This window comes from Enterobacter sp. BIDMC 29 (assembly GCF_019378755.1).
Lineage (GTDB): Bacteria > Pseudomonadota > Gammaproteobacteria > Enterobacterales > Enterobacteriaceae > Enterobacter > Enterobacter ludwigii.
In genome coordinates this window covers 1,575,840-1,601,052 of record NZ_CP080000.1, presented here as the reverse complement: position 1 = coordinate 1,601,052, position 25,213 = coordinate 1,575,840, and the positions used below count along the sequence as shown (strand labels likewise).

21 protein-coding genes are annotated in these 25,213 nt (G+C 55.7%); 10 read left to right on the top strand and 11 right to left on the bottom strand.

The window, feature by feature from the left end:
- The first annotated feature begins 5 nt into the window (after positions 1-5).
- The 6 genes from JTA15_RS07105 to pptA are packed head-to-tail and all read left to right on the top strand — an operon-like array spanning position 6 to position 4,031.
- The gene (locus tag JTA15_RS07105; RefSeq protein WP_047366414.1) at positions 6-515 is read left to right on the top strand and encodes a GNAT family N-acetyltransferase; all 510 of its coding nucleotides are present in this window, start codon (positions 6-8) and stop codon (positions 513-515) included.
- A 9-nt stretch (positions 516-524) separates the two neighbouring features.
- A complete protein-coding gene (locus JTA15_RS07100) occupies positions 525-1,451 on the top strand; it encodes an amino acid ABC transporter permease (protein WP_176587194.1) in 927 nt (308 codons plus the stop codon).
- Entirely contained in the window at positions 1,435-2,208 is a 774-nt protein-coding gene (locus tag JTA15_RS07095; RefSeq protein WP_014170239.1) for an amino acid ABC transporter ATP-binding protein, read from the top strand. Before JTA15_RS07100 ends, JTA15_RS07095 begins: the two co-directional genes overlap by 17 nt.
- Before the next feature lie 9 nt (positions 2,209-2,217).
- The gene (locus JTA15_RS07090) at positions 2,218-3,105 is read left to right on the top strand and encodes a transporter substrate-binding domain-containing protein (RefSeq protein ID WP_020884043.1); all 888 of its coding nucleotides are present in this window, start codon (positions 2,218-2,220) and stop codon (positions 3,103-3,105) included.
- Between the two features lie 40 nt (positions 3,106-3,145).
- The gene (locus JTA15_RS07085) at positions 3,146-3,763 is read left to right on the top strand and encodes a glutathione S-transferase family protein (protein WP_219373046.1); all 618 of its coding nucleotides are present in this window, start codon (positions 3,146-3,148) and stop codon (positions 3,761-3,763) included.
- Positions 3,764-3,800: 37 nt separating this feature from the next.
- The gene (gene pptA, locus JTA15_RS07080) at positions 3,801-4,031 is read left to right on the top strand and encodes a tautomerase PptA (protein WP_020884045.1); all 231 of its coding nucleotides are present in this window, start codon (positions 3,801-3,803) and stop codon (positions 4,029-4,031) included.
- Positions 4,032-4,074: 43 nt separating this feature from the next.
- Here the strand turns inward: pptA and JTA15_RS07075 are convergent, their stop codons facing one another.
- Positions 4,075-4,374 (bottom strand): helix-turn-helix transcriptional regulator, encoded by a 300-nt coding sequence (locus tag JTA15_RS07075; protein ID WP_014170235.1) that lies wholly within the window; start codon positions 4,372-4,374, stop codon positions 4,075-4,077.
- A gap of 160 nt (positions 4,375-4,534) precedes the next feature.
- Here JTA15_RS07075 and fusA point away from each other — a divergent pair, with 160 nt between their 5' ends.
- On the top strand, positions 4,535-6,634 hold the full coding sequence (gene fusA, locus JTA15_RS07070; RefSeq protein WP_014170234.1) for an elongation factor G: 2,100 nt from the start codon (positions 4,535-4,537) through the stop codon (positions 6,632-6,634).
- Between the two features lie 42 nt (positions 6,635-6,676).
- Here the strand turns inward: fusA and JTA15_RS07065 are convergent, their stop codons facing one another.
- Complete coding sequence (locus JTA15_RS07065) at positions 6,677-7,252, bottom strand: flavin reductase family protein (RefSeq protein ID WP_047955659.1); 576 nt, start codon at positions 7,250-7,252, stop codon at positions 6,677-6,679.
- Positions 7,253-7,395: 143 nt separating this feature from the next.
- Here JTA15_RS07065 and nhoA point away from each other — a divergent pair, with 143 nt between their 5' ends.
- Positions 7,396-8,241, top strand: a complete 846-nt coding sequence (gene nhoA, locus JTA15_RS07060; protein WP_020884048.1) for an N-hydroxyarylamine O-acetyltransferase — start codon at positions 7,396-7,398, stop codon at positions 8,239-8,241.
- Positions 8,242-8,283: 42 nt separating this feature from the next.
- Here nhoA and narI read toward each other — a convergent pair whose 3' ends face one another.
- From narI to JTA15_RS07030, 6 genes are all read right to left on the bottom strand, one after another.
- On the bottom strand, positions 8,284-8,964 hold the full coding sequence (narI, locus tag JTA15_RS07055) for a respiratory nitrate reductase subunit gamma (RefSeq protein ID WP_014170231.1): 681 nt from the start codon (positions 8,962-8,964) through the stop codon (positions 8,284-8,286).
- Positions 8,961-9,656: a nitrate reductase molybdenum cofactor assembly chaperone gene (narW, locus tag JTA15_RS07050; protein ID WP_025204126.1), complete on the bottom strand. Its 696-nt coding sequence runs from the start codon at positions 9,654-9,656 to the stop codon at positions 8,961-8,963. Before narW ends, narI begins: the two co-directional genes overlap by 4 nt.
- Complete coding sequence (narH, locus tag JTA15_RS07045; protein WP_020884050.1) at positions 9,656-11,200, bottom strand: nitrate reductase subunit beta; 1,545 nt, start codon at positions 11,198-11,200, stop codon at positions 9,656-9,658. The genes narW and narH overlap by 1 nt, the downstream gene beginning before the upstream one ends.
- Positions 11,197-14,937 (bottom strand): nitrate reductase subunit alpha, encoded by a 3,741-nt coding sequence (locus JTA15_RS07040; RefSeq protein ID WP_219373045.1) that lies wholly within the window; start codon positions 14,935-14,937, stop codon positions 11,197-11,199. Before JTA15_RS07040 ends, narH begins: the two co-directional genes overlap by 4 nt.
- Before the next feature lie 66 nt (positions 14,938-15,003).
- Positions 15,004-16,389 carry a NarK family nitrate/nitrite MFS transporter gene (locus JTA15_RS07035; protein ID WP_219373044.1) on the bottom strand — a complete coding sequence of 462 codons (1,386 nt, stop codon included), beginning with the start codon at positions 16,387-16,389 and terminating at the stop codon, positions 15,004-15,006.
- A 206-nt stretch (positions 16,390-16,595) separates the two neighbouring features.
- Positions 16,596-17,171, bottom strand: a complete 576-nt coding sequence (locus JTA15_RS07030; RefSeq protein WP_219373043.1) for a TetR family transcriptional regulator — start codon at positions 17,169-17,171, stop codon at positions 16,596-16,598.
- Between the two features lie 116 nt (positions 17,172-17,287).
- On the opposite strand from JTA15_RS07030, the gene JTA15_RS07025 reads away from it, so the two are divergent.
- Positions 17,288-18,775, top strand: a complete 1,488-nt coding sequence (locus JTA15_RS07025) for an MFS transporter (RefSeq protein WP_040017572.1) — start codon at positions 17,288-17,290, stop codon at positions 18,773-18,775.
- A gap of 38 nt (positions 18,776-18,813) precedes the next feature.
- Here JTA15_RS07025 and JTA15_RS07020 read toward each other — a convergent pair whose 3' ends face one another.
- From JTA15_RS07020 to yddG, 3 genes are all read right to left on the bottom strand, one after another.
- On the bottom strand, positions 18,814-19,272 hold the full coding sequence (locus JTA15_RS07020) for a GFA family protein (protein ID WP_020884055.1): 459 nt from the start codon (positions 19,270-19,272) through the stop codon (positions 18,814-18,816).
- Positions 19,273-19,351: 79 nt separating this feature from the next.
- Positions 19,352-20,425 carry a porin OmpD gene (gene ompD, locus JTA15_RS07015; RefSeq protein WP_020884056.1) on the bottom strand — a complete coding sequence of 358 codons (1,074 nt, stop codon included), beginning with the start codon at positions 20,423-20,425 and terminating at the stop codon, positions 19,352-19,354.
- Between the two features lie 630 nt (positions 20,426-21,055).
- Positions 21,056-21,934 (bottom strand): aromatic amino acid DMT transporter YddG, encoded by an 879-nt coding sequence (gene yddG / locus JTA15_RS07010; protein WP_219373042.1) that lies wholly within the window; start codon positions 21,932-21,934, stop codon positions 21,056-21,058.
- A gap of 221 nt (positions 21,935-22,155) precedes the next feature.
- Between yddG and fdnG the strand changes: the two genes are divergently transcribed.
- On the top strand, positions 22,156-25,203 hold the full coding sequence (gene fdnG / locus JTA15_RS07005; protein WP_131701781.1) for a formate dehydrogenase-N subunit alpha: 3,048 nt from the start codon (positions 22,156-22,158) through the stop codon (positions 25,201-25,203).
- Positions 25,204-25,213 lie beyond the last annotated feature (10 nt).

The following is a 25,213-nucleotide window of genomic DNA, read 5'->3' as shown; positions in this document are numbered from 1 at the left end:
GCGCTATGCGCGAGCATTTTCGGGACGTGTCACCGGAAGACGCCGATCTTCAGCCCATTATCGACGGATTATTCGGTGAATATGCCGCCCGCTATGGCGACTACTTCTCTAAAGACGCGGAAGTGGAGCTCACGGAGTGGTACCTGGCCCCGCAGGGGCTGTTTATTGTCCTTGAGCGTGACGGCGACATCATCGCCACCGGCGCGTATAAACCGTTTGATGAACGCACCGCTGAAATCAAACGAATCTGGACGCACAAGGCGCTGCGTCAACAGGGGCTGGCGGCCCGCGTCGTCCAGGAGCTGGAGCGTCGGGCGGTACAGGCCGGTTACAGCCAGATCTACCTCACCACCGGTTTTCGTCAGCCGGAAGCGGTCAGGCTCTATATCAGCCAGGGCTATCAGCCGCAGTTCGATCTGAACCGCGATCCGGAAGAGTACAGCCAGCCGCCGTTTGATGGCCGGCTGCGTTTCACCAAAACGCTGGTCAGTGAAGCGTTCAGTAAAACAGCATGAGGAATGACAATGAGCAACGTTGAAACCATTAAGGTGGTCCCGGCGCGTTATCCGCTGCGGACTGTCGGTGCCGCGGTGGCGCTGTTTGTGCTTGCGGTGGTCATTCAGTCCGTGGCCTTTAACCCGCGCTGGGAGTGGTCTGTTTTTGCCCGCTGGTTCTTTGATCCGGTTATCCTTGAAGGCGTAGGGCAGACATTGCTGTTGACCCTGATCGGCACTGCGCTGAGCGTGGTCATTGGCGGCCTGCTGGCGCTGGCGAGGCTCTCTTCATCCTGGCTGCTGAGCAGCCTGGCCTGGGGGTATATCTGGCTGTTTCGTTCGTTGCCGCTGATTGTGGTTCTGATCATTCTCTATAACTTTTCCTATCTCTACGACACGCTCTCGCTCGGCGTACCCTTCACCGCCATTACCTGGGGTCGCTTTGAAACCATCAACGTGCTGGGACAGTTTTCCACCGCCGTGGTGGGGCTGACGCTGGTTCAGAGCGCGTATACCGCCGAGATCATTCGCGGCGGTTTTCTGGGGGTGGATCATGGTCAGTATGAAGCGGCGGCGGCACTCGGTCTGCCAGCCTGGCGTCGCACGGTGCGTATCATTTTGCCGCAGGCGCTGCGCACGATTCTGCCGTCCGGATTTAATGAAATTATCAGTCTCGCGAAAGGCACGGCGATGGTGTATGTCCTGGCGATGCCGGAACTCTTCTATACCATTCAGATGATCTATAACCGCACGCAGGAGGTGATCCCGCTGCTGATGGTCGGTGCGGTCTGGTATCTGGTGATTACCACCGTGTTGTCTGCCATTCAGCATGTTGTGGAGCGCGGGCTTGCCCGCAGCGAACGCCGTTCAGCCGTTAATCAAAACCGGGTAGCCAGTCGCGTCCGTTCTGTATCCACCGCATCAGTACAGGAGCCCGTCCATGCAAACCTCTCCTGAAGGGCATATTTCGATTACCGGCGTCAGTAAGTTTTTTGGTCGCCATAAAGCGCTTGATAACGTCTCGCTGGAGATCCCGCCCGGATCGGTAACGGTGATCCTCGGGCCTTCCGGATCGGGTAAATCGACGCTTCTGCGTACCATTAACCATCTGGAACGCGTCGACGAAGGGTTTATCCAGATTGACGGTGACTACATCGGTTACCGCCGTCAGGGTGACAAACTCTACGAGCTGAAAGAGAAAGAGATCCTCAAGCAGCGCGTCAATGTGGGCTATGTCTTCCAGAACTTTAATCTCTTTCCGCATCTCACAGTGCTGGAAAACCTGATTGAAGCGCCCATCGCCCATAAAAAACTGAGTAAGAAAGAAGCCGTTGAAAGGGCATACAGCCTGCTGGATGTGGTCGGGCTGCGCGATAAAGCCGACGCCTGGTCGCGCCATCTCTCCGGGGGCCAACAGCAGCGTATTGCTATTGCCCGCGCGCTGGCGTTACGTCCCCGGGTAATGCTGTTTGATGAGCCCACTTCAGCGCTCGACCCGGAACTGGTTGGCGAAGTGCTGGATGTGATTAAAAAGCTCGCCCGCTCGGGTACCACGCTGGTGGTGGTCACCCACGAGATCGGCTTTGCCCGGGAAGTGGCGGATCAGGTGGTCTTTATGGTCGACGGCAAAATTGTGGAGCAGGGCAGCAGTGACGACGTATTAACCCGTCCGTCGCACCCGCGAACGCGCCAGTTCCTGTCAAAAGTGCTGTAAGGAGCGCAGATGAAATATGCTTTTCTGGCCGGTCTGGCTTTTACGACCGCGAGCCATGCGGGTATCGATTTACACGCCAACGAGCAGCCGCTGCCGGTGACGGTAGATCGGCAGGCCGTCGCGAAGATCCCCGCGAACTATAAATTTGTTGAGCCGGGCACGCTCACGGTAGCGATCTCAGCGCTCAACTCTCCACCGCTGGCGCTGCTTGCCAGCGATAACCGGACGCGGATTGGCAGCGATCCGGATATTGCCCGCTTGCTGGCGGGCAGTCTGGGGTTAAAGCTGAAGCTGGTTCCCACGGCCTGGGAAGACTGGCCGCTGGGGATCAGCTCCGGACGCTATGACGTGGCGCTGGTGAATATTGCGGTGACCGAACAGCGAAAAGAGAAATTTGATTTTGCGACCTATCGCGTCGACTCGCTGGCGTTTTCCGTGAAATCCACCAGCGCGGTCCAGGCGATTAACAGCGCAAAAGATCTGGCAGGCAAAAAGGTGATTGTGGGTTCCGGGACCAATCAGGAGCGCATTCTGCTGGGCTGGAATGAAGAGAACAAAAAAGCCGGTCGTGCGCCTGCGCTGCCGGTCTATCTGACCGATGATGCTTCCGGCAACCTCTATATTCAGTCCGGCAGGGCGGATGTGTTCTTCGGACCTCAATCCGTATCCGCCTATAAAGCGGCGTTGACCGGCAAAACGCGCGTAGTGGGTCTCGGGCCGAAGAGAGCCTATGTCGCCACGACGACCAAAAAGGGCAATGGGCTGGTTTATGCTTTGCAGGCTGCGCTGGAGGGCGCTATTACGCGTGGAGAGTACCAGCGGGTGCTGGCACGCTGGGGGGAAGAGGGCGAAGCGGTGACACAATCCGACGTGAACCCGCCTGGGATAACCTATTAGTCATGTCTACACTTAGGGTTTTCATCCCGGAGGGGGCAACATGATGAAACTCTATGGCGTACCCGGCTGGGGATCGGCAATCAGTGAAGTGATGCTGACTCTGGCAGACATCCCTTATCAATTTATCAACGTGGACGGGTTTGACCAGCCCGGTCCGCAGCGTGAGTTGCTGAAAGCACGCAATCCGCTGTGTCAGGTACCCACGCTGGAACTGGAGAACGGGGCGATCATGACCGAAACGGCGGCGATTGCCCTGATGGTGCTGGACAGATGTCCCGATCTTGCGCCTGCCGTCGGCCAGGCTGAGCGGCAGCAGTTTCAGCGGTTGCTCATCTGGTTTGTTGCGAACGTTTATCCCACCTTTACCTATGCCGACTACCCCGAACGCTGGGTGCCGGATGCGCCGGAGCAGTTGAAAAACAGCTGTATTGAATACCGAAAATCACTCTATCTGTGGTTTGACAGCCAGCTCAGTGCCACCCCTTTTGCACTCGGGGAACGGCTGACGCTGCTTGACGTCTACATCACGGTTGCACGCACCTGGGGGCCTCGCCATGCATGGTTTGCGGCGAATACGCCGAAGATAACGGCGATTGCGGATACCGTGTGCCAGCTGGCGGAACTGCACAAGGTGTTAAAGGCAAACGAGATAATCTGATAACGTGGAACTCACATTCATAACTGGAAGCCTGCATATGCCACACGTAGATATCAAATGTTTTCCCCGTGATTTGAACGACGACCAAAAAACCGCGCTGGCGGCGGATATTGCCGAGGTGATTACCCGTCATCTGAACAGTAAAGATCGCTCTATTTCGGTCGCCCTGAATGAAGTGCAGGAAGCCGACTGGAAAGCGCAGGTCTGGGATACCGAAATTGAACCCAACCTGGATCACTTAATTAAGAAACCCGGCTATTCAATGTGAGAGAGGGGCGGGCGGCGCGGAGTCGCCCGACACGACACACGCGTTACTTCGTCTGCAGCAATATTGCCATCAGCCCCGGAAAGCGGGCATCAAGATCGTCCCTGCGCAGTGAAATCATATTTTCTCGTCCCTGCGGGCGCTGCCAAATCACGCCGCTGTCGCGCAAGACGCGCCAGTGATGGGTCATCGTCGATTTCACCACCTCGTCCGGGCGCAGCGCGTTACAGCTCAGTTCGCTGCCATCGGCCAACCTGCGGATAATCGACAGCCGTAGCGGGTTACCGAGGGCAAAAAGCACATTTTCCAGCAGTATTTGTTCAGTTTCAGGGTGGTTCGGGATCATCGTTTTCCTGCGTCTGGTGTCAGATTGAGCTATATCAACAATAGGTCAACCGTAAAAAAATAGTTCGATAATACTCGTACAATAGGACTATTATAGCAAACGAACGAACACGCGACCATCCCGGTCGTCACAACGCCGTCTTAATGACTAAGGAAATATTATGCCCCGACCCATCCCTCTCGAACGTTATCGCAACATCGGTATCTCCGCGCATATCGATGCCGGTAAAACGACCACCACCGAGCGCATCCTGTTTTATACCGGTATGAGCCACAAACTGGGTGAAGTACACGATGGCGCGGCAACTACCGACTGGATGGCACAGGAGCAAGAGCGCGGGATAACCATTACCTCTGCGGCAGTCAGCTGTTTCTGGCCAGGTATGGACCGGGGCTTTGAACCGCACCGGATCAACATTATCGACACCCCAGGCCACGTGGATTTCACCATTGAGGTGGAGCGTTCCATGCGTGTACTCGACGGCGCTGTCATGGTGTATGACTCCGTCGGTGGCGTGCAGCCGCAGTCGGAAACCGTCTGGCGTCAGGCGAATAAATATCATGTCCCGCGGCTGGCCTTCGTCAACAAAATGGACCGCCCGGGGGCGGACTTCTTCCGCGTCGTGCGAATGATGCAGGAGCGTCTGAAAGCGAATCCGGTCCCGATTGTTATTCCGGTGGGGGCAGAAGAACACTTCACCGGCGTGGTGGATCTCATCAAAATGCGTACCATTTTGTGGGACGATGCCACCCAGGGCATGGTGTTTACCTATGCTCCTGTGCCGGATGACGTAGTGAGTACTGCGCAGGAATGGCGGGAAAAAATGGTCTCTGCGGCGGCGGAAGCCAGCGATGAGCTGATGGATAAATACCTGGAAACGGGTGATTTAGAGGAAGCGGAAATCATCAGGGGGCTGCGTATGCGGACCATCTCCGGTGAAATCCAGCCGATGCTGTGCGGCAGCGCGTTTAAAAATAAAGGCGTGCAACGCATGCTCGATGCGGTCATTGAACTAATGCCGTCGCCTCTGGACGTGCCCGCCATTGATGGTGTGGATGAGAATGGGCAGCATGCCGAGCGTCATCCAGACGACAACGAGCCGTTCTCTGCGCTGGCCTTTAAACTGATGAGCGACCCGTACGTCGGACAGCTGACCTTTATCCGCGTTTACTCTGGCGTGCTGCGCAAAGGCGACGCGGTGTTCAACCCGGTGAAAGGGAAGAAAGAGCGCATTGGGCGCATTGTGCTGATGCATGCTAACGATCGCCACGAAGTGGATGAACTGCGCGCGGGCGATATCGCGGCCTGCGTTGGGTTGAAAGATGTGACAACCGGTGACACGCTCACCGACCCGAATGCCGTCATCACGCTGGAACGGATGGAGTTTCCGGACCCGGTTATCTCGCTTGCGATCGAGCCGAAAACCAAAGGCGATCAGGAGAAAATGGGCATTGCATTGCAGCGCCTGGCAGCGGAAGACCCTTCGTTTCGTCTGCACACCGATGAAGAGTCCGGCCAGACAATTATCTCCGGGATGGGTGAGTTACATCTTGAGATTATCGTTGACCGCATGCGGCGTGAGTTCGGCGTTGAGGCGAACATTGGTCGCCCACAGGTCACGTACCGTGAAACCCTGCGTAAAGCGGTGAAGGATATCGAAGGGAAATTTGTCCGACAGTCCGGCGGTAAAGGGCAGTACGGCCATGTGGTGCTCAGTCTGGCGCCGTTAGAGCCCGGCAGTGGTTTTGTGTTTGAAGATGCCACCAAGGGCGGCGTTGTCCCGCGCGAGTATATTCCGTCTGTGGAGAAAGGCCTGCGCGAAGCCATGAACAGCGGTGTCCTGGCGGGGTATCCGGTTGTCGATGTGAAAGCGACCCTGACGTTTGGCTCCTATCACGAGGTCGACTCCTCGGAAATGGCGTTCCGCATGGCGGCGATCCTCGGCTTTAAAGAGGGCGCTCGCAAAGCGGACCCGGTGATTCTTGAACCGGTCATGCATGTCGAGGTGGAAACACCGGAAGAGTACGCCGGCAACATCATGGGCGATCTCTCTTCCCGCCGCGGCATGGTGCAGGGAATGGAAGAGCAGTACGGTAGCCAGATTATTCGCGCGGATGTGCCGCTGGCGGAGATGTTTGGCTATGCCACGACGCTGCGTTCGATGTCGCAAGGCCGCGCGACCTACACGATGGAATTCCATCATTTCGCGGAAGCACCGCGTAATGTTGCGGATGAAATTATTGCACGGCGCGCGAAGTAATTTAAAAGCCCTTTCCCTCGCGGAGAGGGCTTTTTTTATAGGCTATTTTTCCAGCGCCTTTATCATTTTCCCACTGGTCACAAACGTCCCGGCCCCCAGATGATGCAGGGTGTTCAGCTTATCGCCGTCAAACTGCCAGCGTCCGGCGACAAACGCGCGTTCATCTGCGGCTGCCGAAACAACCTCACCAAACAGCGTATCGTATTTTTCTGCGGCTGCGGTAACCGGGAGTAAACGACACTCCATCCACGCCAGGCATTTCTCTTCAATCACCGGCAGGCCGAGTACCGGACCTTGCACAACCGGGATCCCGTAGCAGTTGAACTTGTCTTCGTCGCGCCCGCTCACGCTGCCGACGGCATAAGCCCAGTTAGCCGCTGCCACGCCAGGGATGACAATGCCGAACTTCCCGCTGCGCTCAATCAGTTCACGCGACCAGGTGCTTTTGTCCACCACAATTGCGATACGCGGTGGCTCAAACTCTACCGGCATCGACCAGGCCGCAGCCATGACGTTACGACGGTCGATAGACTCATCGCGGCTGGTAATCAGTACCGTAGGGCCATGGTTCAGCAGACGGCTGGCATGCTTTAATTCAACGGGACGAAACGCGCTCATGAACATTCCTCTCAGCAGGTATGCTGGCATTAAACGTCTGATGGGTAGCCGAAATCAAGATGCACCCGCAAAAAGCACTTTTGCGCATATGGAGGCCGGAAAATAGTTTATAAACAGGGAACATCACATCATGGAAGCGAATCATGTCCCCATTTCTGAGTGCTTATTTTGCCCGTACGGGCTGGCAACAGCCTGTTCAGGTTGACATCGACACCCTGCGGGCGCTGCATCTACACCACAACTGCGCGATCCCCTTCGAGAATATTGACGTCGTGATGCCGCGCGAAATCCATCTGGAAGATCAGTGCCTGGTCGACAAACTGGTGACGGCGCGTCGTGGAGGCTATTGCTTTGAGCAGAACGGCCTCTTTGAACGTGTTTTGCGTGAAGTGGGCTTTACGGTTCGCAGCGTGCTGGGCCGCGTGGTCTTAGCCAGTCCGCCACAGATGCCGCCGCGTACGCATCGTCTGCTGCTGGTTGAACTCAACGGCGAGCGCTGGATTGCCGACGTCGGTTTTGGCGGACAGACGCTGACGGCGCCGATTCGTTTGCTCGCCAACGAGGAGCAGGAGACACCCCACGGGCTGTACCGTTTGCTGAGCGAGGGCAACGACTGGATCCTGCAGTTCAGCCACCACGATCACTGGCAGTCGATGTACCATTTTGATCTGACAACGCAGTATTTCAGCGATTACGTGATGGGCAACTTCTGGTCGGCGCACTGGCCGCAATCCCATTTTCGCCACCATCTGTTGATGTGTCGCCATCTGCCTGACGGCGGAAAGCTGACCCTGACCAACTTTAACTTTACCCACTGGCAGAAGGGGCATGCGGAAGAGCAGGTCCATCTTCCCGACGCGAACGCGCTGTATCAGGTGATGCAGTCACGGTTTGGACTGGGCGTTGACGATCCAAAACACGGGTTTTCGCTGGACGCGCTGACGGCGGTGATGGCCGGGTTTGATACACATCCTCAGGCCGGGAAATAGACCGGTGGCGCTGCGCTCAGGCGTAGCGCCACCCGGCAACACTCAGCGGCGCGATCTCACCACCTGATATCTACGCGTTAAATACTCCACCGGCGCGCTCCAGACGTGCACCAGTCGGGTGAAGGGGAAGATCAGGAAAATGGTCATGCCCAGCACCAGATGAACACGGAAGATAAACGCCACGCCCGCCAGATGTTCGGACGAGCCACCGCGGAAGGTCACTACCGACTGCGCCCAGTCCACCAGCTTGAGCATCTCGCTGCCGTCGGGATATTTCGCGGAGAACGGAATGGTGGTGAGCCCAAGAATACACTGCACCAGCAAAATGCAGAGGATCAGGATATCTGCCGTGGAGGAGGTCGCCCGGATACGCGGGTTCGTCAGCCGGCGAATCAATAATCCCGCACCGCCCACCAGCGTGAGCACGCCGCAAACGCCACCCAGAATCATCGCCATCAGCTGTTTCTGCGACATCGGCAGAAACCACGAATAAACCCAGTGCGGCGTCAGCATCCCGAAAAGATGTCCGAAGAAGATCCCCAGGATCCCGATATGGAACAGATTCGACCACAGCACCATGCCGCGCTTATCCAGCATCTGGCTGGAGGAGGCGCGCCAGGTATACTGCCCGTAATCGTAACGCAGCCAGCTTCCCACCAGAAAAACCGTGCCGCACAGGTAGGGGTAAATATCGTAGAAAAAGACGTTCAGAAACTGGATCATTTTGGGCCTCCCGCACTGACGTCGACATACTGCGGGGCAACGTCCTGGCTAAAGCGTCGTTGATATTGCTGCATCGGTGAGGTATCACACGATGTGGCGTTGTCCTCGATAAACTTGACCTGTTCCTCTTCCCAGACGGCGTCCAGCGCCTGGCGGGTATCATCCCGTTTCTCGGTGGAAACCTGTTTCGCCACGCTGTCGCTGGTCAGACGCGTGCCTGCGAGCGTCAGGAGCGCATCGAACAGCTGATAATGCGCCACGCCGCGCTGCTTCAGGCGACCGCCAATCAGCGCCAGGATCGGCGCAACGTTGTGTAGCCCTTCGCGGGCCTCGTCGTCGGTGACGAGGCTGAGATACTCCAGGTAGAGCGGCAGATAGTCCGGCAGCTCGCGACAGTCCAGCTGCAGGCCGGCTTTTTCGTACTGGCTCATCAGGTCGACCATCGCCTGGCCGCGATCGCGGGATTCAGCATGAACGTGCTCAAACAGCAGCAGCGAGGTCGCACGACCCCGCTCAAACACCTCGCACCATTCGGCCTGCTTATCCAGCAGCGCGGCATCCAGATGCTGGCGGGCAAAGGGCAGTAACGCAGGGAGATCCTGTTCTATCAGGGAAAGTGCTTCCTCGCGATTTTCCCATAATGTTTCATCGGGATACTCAATCAGCAGGGCGATGATTTTGAGGATCTGCATCACTCTCCCTCCCCGTGGTCGCGCACTTCGGTGATGTTGATGGCATCAATGCGGCTGCTGTTAAAGAGGTTGAATTTGGTGTCGGAACCGTGGCACCCGTCGCCAAAGGAGAAGCCGCAGCCGTTGCGTTCCGGGAAGGCGTCGCGCGCCATTTCGCGGTGGCTGGTGGGGATCACGAAACGATCTTCGTAGTTGGCAATCGCCAGATAGCGGTACATCTCTTCGACCTGCTCGACGCTAAGGCCCACTTCTTCGATGGCGCGGGTATCGGTCACGCCTTCAACGGTCTGAGAGCGTTTGTAATGACGCATGGCCATCATGCGTTTGAGGGCGCGCAGCACCGGAGCAGGATCGCCCGCGCTGAGCATGTTGGCCAGATACTGCACCGGTATGCGCAGGCTTTCGACCGCCGGTAACACGCCGTCGTTGAGCGGCAGGCCGCCCGCGTCTGCGTAAGACTGGATCGGTGACAGCGGCGGAACGTACCAGACCATCGGCAGGGTGCGGTATTCCGGATGCAGCGGCAGGGCCAGCTTCCAGTCCATCGCCATCTTGTAAACCGGGGAACGCTGGGCGGCGTCAATCACGTTCTGCGGAATACCTTGCTTGAAGGCTTCTTCAATGACCGCCGGGTCGTGCGGATCAAGGAACACGTCACACTGGCGTTCATAGAGGTCGGTTTCATGTTCGGTGCTGGCCGCTTCTTCAATGCGATCCGCGTCATACAGCAGCACGCCCAGATAGCGAATACGCCCGACGCAGGTCTCCGAACAGACGGTTGGCTGGCCAGACTCAATGCGCGGGTAGCAGAAGATGCATTTCTCCGACTTTCCGCTTTTCCAGTTGAAGTAGATTTTCTTGTACGGGCAACCGCTGATGCACATGCGCCAGCCACGGCATTTGTCCTGGTCAATCAGCACAATGCCGTCTTCTTCACGCTTGTAGATGGCACCGCTCGGGCAGGTGGCCACGCAGCTCGGGTTCAGGCAGTGTTCACACAGGCGCGGCAGGTACATCATGAAGGTGTTTTCAAACTGGCCGTACATCTCCTTCTGGATCTTGTCGAAGTTGCGGTCGCGGGCGCGTTTTTCGAACTCGCCGCCAAGCAGTTCTTCCCAGTTCGGGCCGCCAACAATTTTGTCCATCCGTTTGCCGCTAATCAGCGAGCGCGGGCGGGCCGTCGGGAGGTGATCGCCTTGTGGAGCACGGTGCAGATCCTGGTAATCAAACGTGAAGGGTTCGTAGTAATCATCAATGCCGGGCAGGGACGGGTTGGCAAAGATTTTCGACAGCACGCCCACGCGCCCGCCGAGACGCGGCGTCAGCTTGCCGGTGATCCCGCGTACCCAACCGCCTTGCCACTCCTCCTGATCTTCCCAGTTTTTCGGGTAGCCAATCCCCGGTTTGGTTTCGACGTTGTTGAACCACGCATATTCCATACCTTCACGCCCGGTCCAGACGTTTTTACAGGTGACCGAGCAGGTGTGACAGCCAATGCATTTGTCGAGATTCAGCACCATTCCAACCTGTGAGCGTATTTTCATTTTTTCGCCTCCTGTACCTGATCCCGACCTTCGCCATCCAGCCAGTTAATGTTTTTCATTTTGCGGATCATGATGAACTCGTCGCGGTTAGAGCCGACGGTGCCGTAATAGTTGAAGCTGTACGCCAGCTGGGCGTAGCCGCCAATCATGTGTGTCGGTTTGGGACAGACGCGCGTCACCGAGTTATGGATCCCGCCGCGACGACCGGTGACTTCTGAACCCGGAATATTCAGGATACGTTCCTGCGCGTGGTACATCATGGTCATGCCCGGCGGGACGCGCTGGCTCACCACTGCCCGGGCGGTCAGGGCCCCGTTGGCGTTGAAGGCTTCGATCCAGTCGTTATCCTCAATGCCTAACTCTCTGGCATCGGTTTCGCTGATCCAGACGATAGGCCCCCCGCGTGACAGCGTCTGCATCAGCAGGTTTTCACTGTAGGTCGAGTGAATGCCCCATTTCTGGTGTGGCGTCAGGAAGTTCAGCGCCTTCTCAGGAAAGCCGTTCGGCGGGATTTCGCGCATATGGCTAACGCTTCGGGTATCAATCGGTGGGCGATAGGCCACCAGACTCTCCCCGAACGCGCGCATCCACGGATGGTCCTGATACAGCTGCTGACGACCGGAAAGGGTGCGCCAGGGAATAAGCTCGTGAACGTTGGTATAACCGGCGTTATAGGAGACATGCTCGCTCTCAAGGCCCGACCAGGTGGGGCTGGAGATAATTTTCCGCGGCTGGGCCTGAATATCGCGGAAGCGGATTTTCTCATCTTCTTTGTTCAGCGCCAGATGGGTGTGATCGCGACCGGTCAGTTCGCCCAGCGCTTGCCAGGCTCGCACTGCCACCTGGCCATTCGTTTCAGGGGCGAGGGCGAGGATCACTTCAGAGGCGTCAATCGCCGTTTCAATACGCGGGCGTCCTTTTGCCGGGCCATCGAGCTTCACGTAGTTCAGCTTGCCAAGGAAATCGACCTCGCTCTGGGTATTCCATGAAATGCCTTTCCCGCCGTTGCCGAGTTTGTCCATCAGCGGGCCGAGTGATGTAAAGCGCTCGTAGGTTTCCGGATAATGCCGTTCGACCACGGCAATCGTCGGCGCCGTTTTACCCGGAATGAGATCGCATTCGCCTTTGCGCCAGTCCTGAATATCAAACGGCTGTGATAGTTCCCCCGGGGAGTCGTGCTGCAGTGGCTGCAGTACCACGTCCGTTTCGGTGCCAAGATGACCGACGCACACCTCTGAGAAAACGCTGGCAATACCTTTGTAAATCTCCCAGTCGCTGCGGGATTCCCAGGCCGGGTCGACGGCAGCTGAAAGCGGATGAATAAACGGATGCATATCCGACGTATTCATGTCGTCTTTTTCATACCATGTCGCGGTGGGCAGCACGATATCGGAGAACAGGCAGGTGCTGGACATGCGGAAATCGAGCGTCACCAGCAGGTCAAGCTTGCCCTCGATGGCCTGAGTTTGCCACTCCACCTCTTCGGGCTTCACGTCATCCGTCGACCCTAAATCCTCGCCCTGGATGCCGCTTTCGGTACCAAGCAGGTATTTGAGCATGTACTCGTGACCTTTCCCCGAAGAGCCGAGCAGGTTAGACCGCCAGACAAACAGATTGCGCGGGTGGTTTTTACCGTTGTCAGGCTGTTCGCAGGCGAAACGTATATCGCCCGATTTTAATGCCTGCACGGTGTACTCCTGCGGGGTCATGCCGGCAGCGTCGGCCCGGGCTTTAATGTGCAACGGGTTGAGGTTTAGCTGCGGTGCCGAGGGCAGCCAGCCCATACGCTCTGCCCGGACGTTAAAATCGATCAAGTGACCGGTGAATTTTGTCGCGTCCGCCAGCGGAGAGAGTAACTCCTGTGCGGTCAGTTTCTCATAACGCCACTGGCAGGCGTGGTTATAGAAGTACGACGTACTGTTCATCTGGCGCGGGGGACGGTTCCAGTCCAGCGCAAACGCCAGCGGCAGCCAGCCGGTTTGCGGACGCAACTTCTCCTGACCCACATAGTGTGACCAGCCGCCGCCGCTTTGACCCACGCAGCCGCAGAACACCAGCATGTTGATCATCCCGCGGTAGTTCATGTCCATGTGGTACCAGTGGTTCACCCCGGCACCGAGGATAATCATCGACCGGCCGTGCGTTTTGTGCGCCGTGTCGGCAAACTCACGGGCAATTTTCTCTATCAGGTAAGCAGGGACGCCGGTGATCTGCTCGCCCCAGGCGGGAGTATAAGCTTTGATCTGGTCATAGCTGCCCGCCGCGTTGCTGTCTTCCAGACCACGATCGAGGCCGTAGTTAGCGAGAATCAGATCGTAGACGCTGACCACCCGTTTCTGGTTGCCATCGGCCAGCGTCAGGGTTTTACTCGGTACACGGCGCGTCAGGACCGGCTCCTGTTTGACGCTACGGAAGTGTGGATTTTCATTGCCGCCAAAATAGGGGAATGCCACCTCTGCCACGCTGTCGTGGGTAATCAGCAGCGAGAGGGTGAGCTCCGTTTCATGATCTGCCGCCAGCGGCGCCAGGTTCCATTTGCCTTTTTCGCCCCAGCGGAAACCAATGGACCCGTTCGGCACCACCAGATCGCCGGCGATATCAAAGGCGACGGTTTTCCACTCAGCATTATTGGCTTCTCCCAGCCCGTCCGTGAGATCAGAAGCCCGCAGCATCCGCCCCGGCACCACGCGGCCATCGGCCTGTTCATCCAGCAGCACCAGCATCGGCATGTCGGTGTAGCGGCGGCAGTAGTTGAGGAAGTACTCGCTGGGGTTGTCGAGATGGAACTCTTTGAGGATCACGTGGCCCATTGCCATCGCCAGCGCGCTGTCGGTGCCTTGCTTGGGTGCCAGCCACTGATCGCTCAGTTTGGCGACCTCGGAGAAGTCCGGGGTGATGGCCACGGTTTTGGTGCCTTTGTAGCGGACCTCGGTAAAGAAGTGGGCATCTGGCGTACGCGTCTGCGGAACGTTAGACCCCCAGGCAATGATATAGCTGGAGTTATACCAGTCTGCGGATTCCGGCACGTCGGTCTGCTCGCCCCACGTCATGGGCGAGGCGGGCGGCAAATCACAATACCAGTCATAAAAGCTGAGACAGGTGCCGCCCAGCAGAGAGAGATAACGCGTCCCGGCGGCATACGAGACCATCGACATCGCCGGAATCGGTGAAAAACCGGCCACGCGATCGGGGCCGTAATGTTTAATGGTCCAGACGTTGGCGGCAGCAATCAGCTGGTTCAGCTCTTTCCAGCTGGAGCGGATAAATCCGCCGTGTCCGCGTGCCTGCTTGTAGCTCCGGCTCTTCTGCGGATCGTTCTGAATGGCATCCCAGGCCAGCACCGGATCGCTGTGTTGCGCCAGCGCGTCACGCCACAGTTCGATTAGCGTGCGGCGCACCAGCGGGTATTTCAGCCGGTTGGCGCTGTAAAGGTACCAGGAATAACTTGCACCGCGCGGGCAGCCGCGCGGCTCGTGGTTAGGCAGGTCGGGGCGGGTACGCGGGTAGTCGGTCTGCTGGGTTTCCCAGGTAACCAGGCCGTTTTTGACGTAGATTTTCCAGCTACAGGAGCCCGTGCAGTTCACGCCATGGGTGGACCGCACAATCTTGTCGAACTGCCATCGCTGTCGGTAGCTGTCCTCCCAGTCACGGTTGGTGTTGTACACCTGCCCGTGTCCATTGGCGAAGCTGTCGCCTTTTTGTTTGAAATAGCGAAAGCGATCCAACAGTTTACTCATGACATTTCTCCTGCTTCGATAGCCTTTTCGGAGAGGGCTGCCCACTCTCAGGCGAATGTGTAATTGTTATTGTTGTGAAGATTTGCGGCCATAAACCAGCCAGGTCACCAGGACGCAGACGATGTAAAACACGAGGAAAACTTTCATGGCACCCACAGGCGAGCCGGTCATGGCCAGCGACGTGCCGAAGGCTTTCGGAATGAAGAACCCGCCGACGGCACCGATGGCGGAGATAAAGCCCAGCGCTGCTGCGGTTTCGGTGACTGCTTCATGCTGCGCCTGCTCGTCACTTCCCCCTTGTTGCTTCACGCGGGTGAGGGTGATTTGGCGGAAAATGATGGCAATCATCTGAAACGTTGACCCGCTGCCCAGTCCGGCGGTGAGGAACAGACCCATAAAGACCAGATAGAAGGCGAGAAAACTGCCCGACCCGGAACCGGGAAGCGTCAGGAAAAGCAGGGCGCTGAAAAGCGCCATAAAGACGAAGTTAATCAGGGTGACGCGTACGCCGCCGAGTTTGTCTGAGATCATCCCGCCCGCAGAACGGGCCAGCGCGCCAATCAGTGGGCCAAAAAAAGCCAGATGGAGGATATTGACGTCAGGAAACTGGGTTTTCGACAGCATGGCGAAGCCTGCTGAAAAACCGATAAACGAACCGAAGGTTGCCAGGTAGAGGAGGCTCAGGAGCCACAGGTGAAAACGTTTTAATACCGGTAGCTGGCTGGCAATCGTGGCCTTAGAGCTCGCGATGTCATTCATGCCGAAAAACGCCGCAATCGTGGCCAGCAAAAGAAGGGGCGCCCAAATCCACGCGGCATTGGCCAGCCACATCGTTGAGCCGTCATCCTGCGGCACGCCGTTTACGCCGAGAAAGGTGAACATGGGCAGGAAGATCACCAGCGGCGCGACCAGCTGCATTACGCTCACGCCCAGGTTCCCCAGCCCGCCGTTAATCCCCAGGGCGCTACCCTGTTTCGTTTTCGGGAAGAAGAAGCTGATATTGCCCATGCTGGAGGCGAAGTTAGCGCCGGCAAAACCACACAGCAGCGCGATGACGATAAAGATCCAGTAGGGAGTGGCAGTGTCCTGAATCGCGATCCCTAACCAGACGCAGGGAACAATCAGGATCACCGTGCTTAACACCGTCCAGTAGCGTCCACCAAAGAGAGGAACCATAAACGAATAGGGGACGCGCAATATCGCACCGGACAGGGAGGGTAAGGCTGTTAGCATAAAAAGCTGGTCGGTGGAAAAATTAAATCCAACTTTATTCAGATTGACCGCAATGGCACTAAATAACATCCATACGCAAAACGCTAATAACAGACAAGCCACAGAAATTAAAAGATTTCTTCGGGCAATATGTTTTCCTTTATTCTCCCAGAATTGCGCGTTTTCGGGTTTCCAGTTGCTCAGCAGATAAGGATTATGCTTCTCACTTTGTTGTGACATGTCGCCCTCTTGCTTAACCATAAAAAGAAAAAATGGAGTAAAAACAGGTGGATGTCTGGCAGTGTGTTTCTGGAATTATTGGATGGTTTGGGATACATCTGAAAGGATAGATAAAAAAGCGAATCCCTGAGCCGGGAGGGGAAATAAGGGTTCGCTTAATGTGTTACGAATTGTAAGTGAGGGTTGTTAATACTCATAAGTGAGTATTAACACAATTCCAGAGAGATTAATTTATCAAGATGGTTATTAAAGGCAGCGTCGTCCATCTCTGGGATATCTAATATATAAATGCCGTCCAGGCCACACACCAGACCAATTAAACGCCAGGCAATATTTTCTGGCCGATCGCCCGGGGTAAAATCTCCCGCGTCAGTGCCTGCTTTGATAAGGGCGACGGTCTCCTGGTGCCACATCTCCATGGTCAGTACATATGCGCCCCTGATGTCCGTATCCCGGCTTGCCAGGATCTGCGCCTCACGCCACAGGCGAATATAGGGCTCAAACCGGCCATCATCGCTGCCGAGCATGGCATGTAGCTGCTGTCGCCAGCTGGCCTGCTTGCCGACCACATCCGCATCCAGCAGTTCACGGATCAACCGCACAAAAGCCAGCGATTTTAGCTCCCCGCCAGAGGTGAAATGGTGGTGGACCTGTCCGGTGGCGACGCCGGCTTCGGCGGCAATTCGCCGTACCGTCATTGCGGAAAGTCCGTCATAGAGCGCCACGCGCATAGCGGCCTGTAAAATCTCTTCCCGCCTTTCATCCTTGCTCAGATATCGCATTTTCACTCACTCTTAATGGGACTGAAACAAGTGTAACAAAAAGCTGGACACTCGTTCAACTTTACGTAGGATCGCAAGCTGGACATGTGTCCATGATTTAAAAGAAAAGGAAATTTATGTTTCGTCAGTGGTTAGCGTTAGTCATTATCGTGCTGGTGTATATCCCGGTGGCGATCGACGCGACGGTACTGCACGTAGCGGCGCCGACGTTGAGTATGACGCTGGGTGCCAGCGGTAACGAATTATTGTGGATCATCGATATATACTCGCTGGTGATGGCGGGGATGGTGCTGCCGATGGGCGCACTGGGTGACCGCATTGGTTTTAAACGGTTGTTGATAATTGGCAGTACGCTGTTTGGCTTGTCATCGCTGGCAGCTGCATTTGCGCCTTCAGCAGGATGGCTGATTGCTGCCCGCGCCTCGCTGGCGATTGGGGCGGCGATGATCATCCCGGCCACGCTTGCGGGGATCCGCACGTTGTTCGTTAATGCGCGCGATCGCAACATCGCGCTTGGGGTCTGGGCCGCCGTCGGTTCAGGCGGTGCGGCGTTTGGTCCGCTGATTGGCGGTATGTTGCTGGAGCATTTTTACTGGGGATCGGTCTTTTTGATCAACGTGCCGATCGTGGTCATCGTTGTTTCTCTTGCCGCGCGTCTGGTGCCTCGTCAACAGGGACGCCCGGAACAGCCGCTGAATATTGCCCATGCAATCATGCTGATTGTGGCGATATTGCTGCTGGTCTACAGCGCGAAAACCGCGCTCAAAGGGGTGCTTTCTCCGTGGCTGGTGGCAATGACGCTGCTCACCGGAGCGGTGATGCTGATGATCTTTGTGCGGATCCAGCTTCGCGCCCGCGTGCCGATGATCGACATGCGCCTGTTCTGTCATCGCATTATTTTAAGCGGTGTCGTGATGGCGATGACCGCCATGATCGCGCTGGTGGGGTTTGAGCTGTTGATGGCCCAGGAGCTGCAGTTTGTGCATGGCTTTACGCCGTTTGAAGCGGGGATGTTTATGCTGCCGCTGATGGTCGCCAGCGGGTTTAGCGGGCCGATTGCCGGTGTGCTGGTCGGTCGTCTGGGGCTGCGGCTGGTGGCGGCAGGCGGAATGGGGCTGAGTGCCGTCAGCTTTATCGGTCTGTCACTGCTCGACTTCAGCACGCAGCACTGGCAGGCATGGAGTCTGATGGTGCTGCTGGGCTTCAGTGCCGCCAGTGCGCTGCTGGCCTCAACCTCGGCAATTATGGCGGCCGCGCCAAAAGAGAAAGCGGCTGCTGCAGGGGCGATTGAAACCATGTCCTATGAGCTGGGCGCAGGGTTAGGCATTGCCATTTTTGGTCTGCTGTTAACCCGCAGCTTCTCGGCGTCAATTGTTCTGCCGCAGGGACTGAGCGCGACGCTGGCCGATAAGGCCTCGTCATCGATTGGCGAAGCGGTGAACGTGGCGCAGAGCCTGACTCCAGGGCTGGCGGAGTCGTTAATTGCGGCGGCAAAAACGGCCTTTATCACGTCACACAGCGTGGCGTTAGGCAGTGCCGGCGCAATGTTACTGGTGCTGGCGGTCGGGATTTGGTTTAGCCTGGCAAACGTACCGAAACAGTAAAAAACAGGCCCGGTGGTGCAATGCTTACCGGGCAACCCTCAGTGTGCGTCATGGGGAGTCAGCAGGCAGCGCTTGTCGTGTGCTTCAATTTCGGTGCCGCTAAAGCGCGCGTATTGCCCGGTCAGGCCGAAGAATGCGGGTTGCGTTTCTGTATAGATTTCAGCGGCAAGTATCAGACGGCGACGTTCGTCTTCGCTCATCTCAAGCTGTGTCCAGGGAATGAAATAGCGCGTCGTTGAGCGTGCGGTCAATGTGAACCACAGCGGGCAACCGCATCCGGGACAAAACCAGCGTTCGCCGCGCGCAGATGACGTGAAATGAGAAGGGGCTATCGACTCTTCTTCCACAAGCGGTTGACCCTGCGCTTCCAGATACATGGCCATTCCCCCCGACCATTTCTGGCACTGGGTACAGTGGCAGGCATAGACGTCGAAATTGTTGAGGGAAACGCTGAATTGGCTCATCCCACACAGGCAGCGTCCTTTGAAAATATGCATGGCGTGCTCCTTTATTACGCCAGTCAAACCGAATAAAAAAAGCCAGCCACGAAGGCTGGCTTTTTTATACTAACAAATCTTAGAACTGGTAGGTCAGACCAACAGCAACGATGTTGTCGGTAGAAACGCCAGCTGCTTTAGTGAAGCTGCTGTCGTCAACCAGGTTGATTTTGTAATCAACGTAGGTAGACATGTTTTTGTTGAAGTAGTAGCTCGCGCCAACGTCAACGTATTCAACCAGATCCTGGTCGCCGTAAGTACCAATGTCTTTACCTTTGGATTTCAGGTAAGCAATGGATGGACGCAGACCGAAGTCGAACTGGTACTGAGCAACCACTTCGAAGTTCTGCGCTTTGTTAGCGATGAAACCGCTACCGAAGTTGGTCATGTTACGGGTTTCAGAGTAGGTGGTTGCCAGGTAGATGTTGTTGGCATCGTACTTCAGACCCGCAGCCCATACTTCCGCGTTTTCGCCGCCTGCATTCAGATTGCTTGCAGCAGCAACCTGACGGTCAGTACGGTCAGATTTCGCGTAGGTAGCACCTACACCGAAGCCTTCGAATTCATAAGTAGAAGACAGACCCCAGCCGTCACCGTTCGCTTCGGTGATGTCGTTACGGTCGTTTTTACCCTGGTACTGAGCAGCCACGTTCAGGCCGTCAACCAGACCGAAGAAGTCGGTGTTACGGTAAGTTGCAACGCCAGTCGTACGGCCAGTCATAAAGCCATCAGTCTGAGTCCAGGTATCACCACCGAATTCTGGCAGAACGTCAGTCCATGCGCCGATGTCGTAAGCAACACCGTAGTTACGACCGTAGTCGAAAGAACCGAATTCGTTGAATTTCAGGCCCGCGAATGCCAGACGGGTTTTGTTGCCGTCAGAACCCTGAGATTCAGAGCGGTTGCCTTTGAACTCGTATTCCCACTGGCCGTAACCGGTCATCTGGTCGTTGATCTGAGTTTCACCTTTGAAGCCCAGACGAACATAGGTTTTGTCGCCGTCGTTGCCAGCGTCATCAGAGAAATAGTGCAGACCTGTTACTTTGCCGTACAGATCCAGTTTGTTACCGTCTTTGTTAAAAACTTCAGCCGCGTTTACAACGCCTGCTGCCAACATGGAAGTCACTGCCACTGCAACTAATTTAAGTTTCATCTTAAATATTCCTTATAATTTTCTTCAGTATTTCCTGAGCCACTTTGAACGATTTCTAAACGAGGCTAATCATCAATGGCATGCTATTTTTAAGAATCTTGTAGTAGGGTTTCAATAATAAGTTTCAAAATATTAGCAATAATTTCAATTAGTGTGATCCGGATCGGATAAATTGCGGCTGTAACGAATGAGATGGTGGGGATTTGTGCATTTTTTGATGAATTATTCAACAAAACCATTGGCCGCAATATAGTTTTCAGCCGTTTTAGTTTCTTTTGTTAATTGTCGGTATTTTCTGTCTGTTTACGCGTTCGATATAAATGTCATTTGTTTAAAATCAGTTGGTTAACCATTTCATTATACGGAATAATCGTTGTTGGACATGAAACACACAGAAACACACTATTGCACTTTGTGCTATATACATTGTTAATATTCGCAAGGGATTAATAACGTAACGGTGTCAAGTTATGTCAATAAAAGACGACGGAGATTTACGAAAGGGCGGTAATATAAACAGAATCTAAACGGCTTTTCTAACGCGCCGATCATTATTTTGACGCGCGATCACATATTAAATTTATGTTAATTCCCGCCGGGCGATTATGGACCCGGCAGAAGATAGCGATATTATTTTCGCGTGGCGTACCAGCACAACAATGACCCGGCACAAACCATTAATGCGCCTTGCCAGAAAGAAAACGAGAGGGGGGAATTCAGCAATACGGCAGCGAGTGCTGCTGAGAGTACAGGCGTGAAATAGGATACCGCTGCGAGGACCGTGACGTTGCCATGAAGAATACCGATATTCCATGCCGCATAGCCAAACCCCAGTGCGACGCTGCACATGATGAGCTTTACGACCACCGGGAGAGTAAACACCATTTGCGGCTGTTCGCTGAACGCATATTTCACCCACAGACTGAGCGCGGTGAGCAGCACGAAAAGCGTTATCCCGTTTTGCCCGTTGGCAAACTTACTGGTGACGGTGCAGTATGCCGCCCAGATAAAAGCCCCGGCGAACGCCAGCGCGTAGCTGAGCGGGCTTGAGATGACATTACGCATGATGTCATCAAGATGTAGCCCTTGCTCTCCGCCTAATACCCAACAGACGCCCAACAATGAGACGGCTAAGCCCGGGATCACCCACAGGGTGGACCGTTGGCCGTTAAATAAAATGGCAAACACTATCGTCAGGCTTGGCCAGAGATAATTGACCATTCCCACTTCGATAGCCTGGGAGCGCGTTGCGGCATAGCCTAACGACAGGGCGAGGCAAATTTCATAGCTGACAAACAGCACGCTGCCGGCAATAAGATACCGGGGTGAAAACCGTCTGATATCAGGAAATCCTACCGTCACCAGGCACAGTAATCCGCTGAGGGTGTATATCATTGCGGCGCCTCCCACCGGTCCCAGCCCCTCACTGACGCTACGAATGAGGCCAACCATGGTGCTCCACAACAGTATCGCCACCAGTCCCGTGAGCGTTGCTCTCTTTCTGTCCATAACCCTGCCACCGCTATAAAAATCAAAGGAAAAATTTATAGCATTAATCCTCCTGCCATCGCGAATTATTCTCTTAAGTCTTTAATCAAAAAGAGGTATTTAAACTCCGTGGGGGTGACTATTAAGGGGGTGAAGACAAGTGACCTTGATTTGACGCAAAAAAAACAGGGGCTTTACTGCTAGTTTGCGGCGCGAAGTCTTAAATGAAAACGAGGACAACAATGGACGTCAGCCGCAGACAATTTTTTAAAATCTGCGCGGGCGGTATGGCCGGAACAACAGCCGCAATGCTGGGATTTGCACCCAAAATGGCGCTGGCTCAGGCACGCAACTATAAACTGCTGCGCGCTAAAGAGATCCGTAACACCTGCACATACTGTTCCGTAGGTTGTGGGCTTTTAATGTATAGCCTGGGCGATGGCGCGAAGAACGCCAAAGAAGCGATTTATCATATTGAAGGGGACCCGGATCATCCGGTGAGCCGTGGCGCACTTTGTCCGAAAGGGGCGGGTCTGCTGGATTATGTCCACAGCGAAAACCGTCTGCGCTATCCGGAATACCGTGCGCCAGGATCTGACAAATGGCAGCGTATCTCCTGGGATGAGGCGTTTTCCCGAATCGCAAAACTGATGAAAGCTGACCGCGACGCAAACTTTATCGAAAAGAACGCGCAGGGCGTTACGGTGAACCGCTGGCTGTCGACCGGCATGCTGTGCGCATCCGCGGCAAGTAATGAAACCGGCATGCTGACGCAAAAATTTGTGCGCTCACTCGGCATGCTGGCGGTAGATAACCAGGCGCGCGTCTGACACGGACCAACGGTAGCAAGTCTTGCTCCAACATTTGGTCGCGGTGCGATGACCAACCACTGGGTTGATATCAAAAACGCCAACGTCGTGATGGTGATGGGCGGTAATGCCGCTGAAGCCCATCCGGTGGGTTTCCGCTGGGCGATGGAAGCGAAAAACAATAACGATGCGACGCTGATCGTTGTCGATCCGCGCTTTACGCGTACGGCATCGGTGGCGGATATCTATGCGCCTATTCGCTCCGGTACGGACATTACGTTCCTCTCGGGCGTTCTGCTGTACCTGATTGAAAACAATAAAATTAACGCTGAATACGTTAAGCATTACACCAATGCCAGCCTCCTGGTACGGGATGATTTTGCCTTTGAAGAGGGGTTGTTCAGCGGTTATGACGCGGAAAAACGGCAGTACGATAAATCGTCCTGGAACTACCAGTTCGATGAAAACGGCTACGCCAGACGCGATGAGACCCTGAGCCATCCGCGCTGCGTATGGAATTTGCTGAAACAGCATGTTTCCCGCTATACGCCGGACGTCGTGGAGAATATCTGCGGTACGCCAAAAGCAGATTTCCTCAAGGTGTGTGATGTACTGGCCTCTACCAGCGCCGCCGACAGAACCACGACGTTCCTGTATGCACTCGGCTGGACGCAGCATACCGTCGGTGCGCAAAACATCCGCACCATGGCAATGATCCAGCTGTTGCTCGGAAACATGGGCATGGCCGGCGGCGGCGTGAACGCCCTGCGCGGACACTCCAACATTCAGGGCTTGACCGATCTGGGCCTGCTGTCGACCAGCCTGTCAGGCTATCTGACGCTGCCGTCTGAAAAGCAGACTGATTTGCACAGCTATCTGGCGGCCAACACGCCAAAAGCGACGCGTGCCGATCAGGTGAACTACTGGAGTAACTATCCGAAGTTCTTCGTCAGCCTGATGAAGTCGTTCTATGGCGATGCCGCGCAGAAGGAAAACGACTGGGGCTTCGAGTGGTTGCCGAAATGGGACCAGGCCTACGACGTCATTAAGTATTTCAACATGATGGATAAGGGCAACGTTACGGGCTACATCTGCCAGGGCTTTAACCCGGTGGCGTCTTTCCCGGACAAAAACAAGGTCGTTCGCAGCCTGAGCAAACTGAAATACATGGTGGTTATCGATCCGCTGGTGACCGAGACCTCCAACTTCTGGCAGAACCACGGCGAGATGAACGACGTCGATCCCGCATCGATTCAGACCGAAGTATTCCGCCTGCCGTCCACCTGTTTTGCAGAAGAAGACGGGTCGATTGCCAACTCCGGCCGCTGGCTGCAGTGGCACTGGAAAGGCCAGGATGCACCGGGTGAAGCGCGTAACGACGGCGAAATCCTGGCCGGGATTTACCATCGTCTGCGTGAAATGTATCGCACCGAAGGGGGGAAAGGCGCTGAACCGCTGCTGAGGATGAGCTGGAATTACAAACAGCCGGACCATCCTGAATCCGAAGAGGTCGCCAAAGAGAATAACGGCGTTGCGCTGGCGGATCTGTATGACGCGAACGGCACGCTGCTGGCGAAGAAAGGCCAGTTGCTCAACAGCTTCGCGCTGCTGCGGGATGATGGCACGACCGCGTCGTCATGCTGGATCTACACCGGCTCCTGGACGGAACAGGGTAACCAGATGGCGAACCGCGATAACGCTGACCCGTCAGGGCTGGGCAATACGCTGGGCTGGGCATGGGCATGGCCACTGAACCGTCGCGTGCTGTACAACCGTGCTTCTGCGGATATCAACGGCAAACCGTGGGATCCGAAACGGATGCTGATCGAATGGAACGGCAGCAAATGGACGGGTAACGATATTCCGGACTTCAGCACCGCCGCACCGGGGACTGAGACCGGGCCGTTTATCATGCAGCCGGAAGGGCTGGGACGCCTGTTTGCCCTCGATAAGCTGGCGGAGGGTCCGTTCCCGGAACACTACGAGCCAATGGAAACGCCGCTCGGTACCAACCCGCTGCACCCGAACGTCATATCCAGTCCGGTGGTGCGTATCTATGAAGAGGACGTCCTGCGTTTAGGCAAGAAGGACAGGTTCCCGTATGTCGGGACAACCTACCGCCTGACCGAGCATTTCCATACCTGGACCAAGCATGCACGGCTTAACGCCATTGCCCAGCCTGAACAGTTTGTGGAGATCAGCGAAACGCTGGCGAAAGCGAAGGGTATTGCCAACGGTGACCGCGTGAAGGTGAGCAGCAAGCGCGGCTTTATTCGCGCGGTTGCGGTGGTTACGCGTCGTCTGCAGGCACTGAACGTGCATGGTCAGCAGGTGGAAACCGTCGGTATTCCGCTGCACTGGGGCTTTGAAGGGGTGGCGCAAAAAGGCTACCTCGCCAATACCCTGACGCCAAACGTCGGCGATTCCAACTCGCAAACGCCGGAGTACAAAGCGTTTCTGGTCAACATCGAGAAAGCGTAAGGAGCGAATA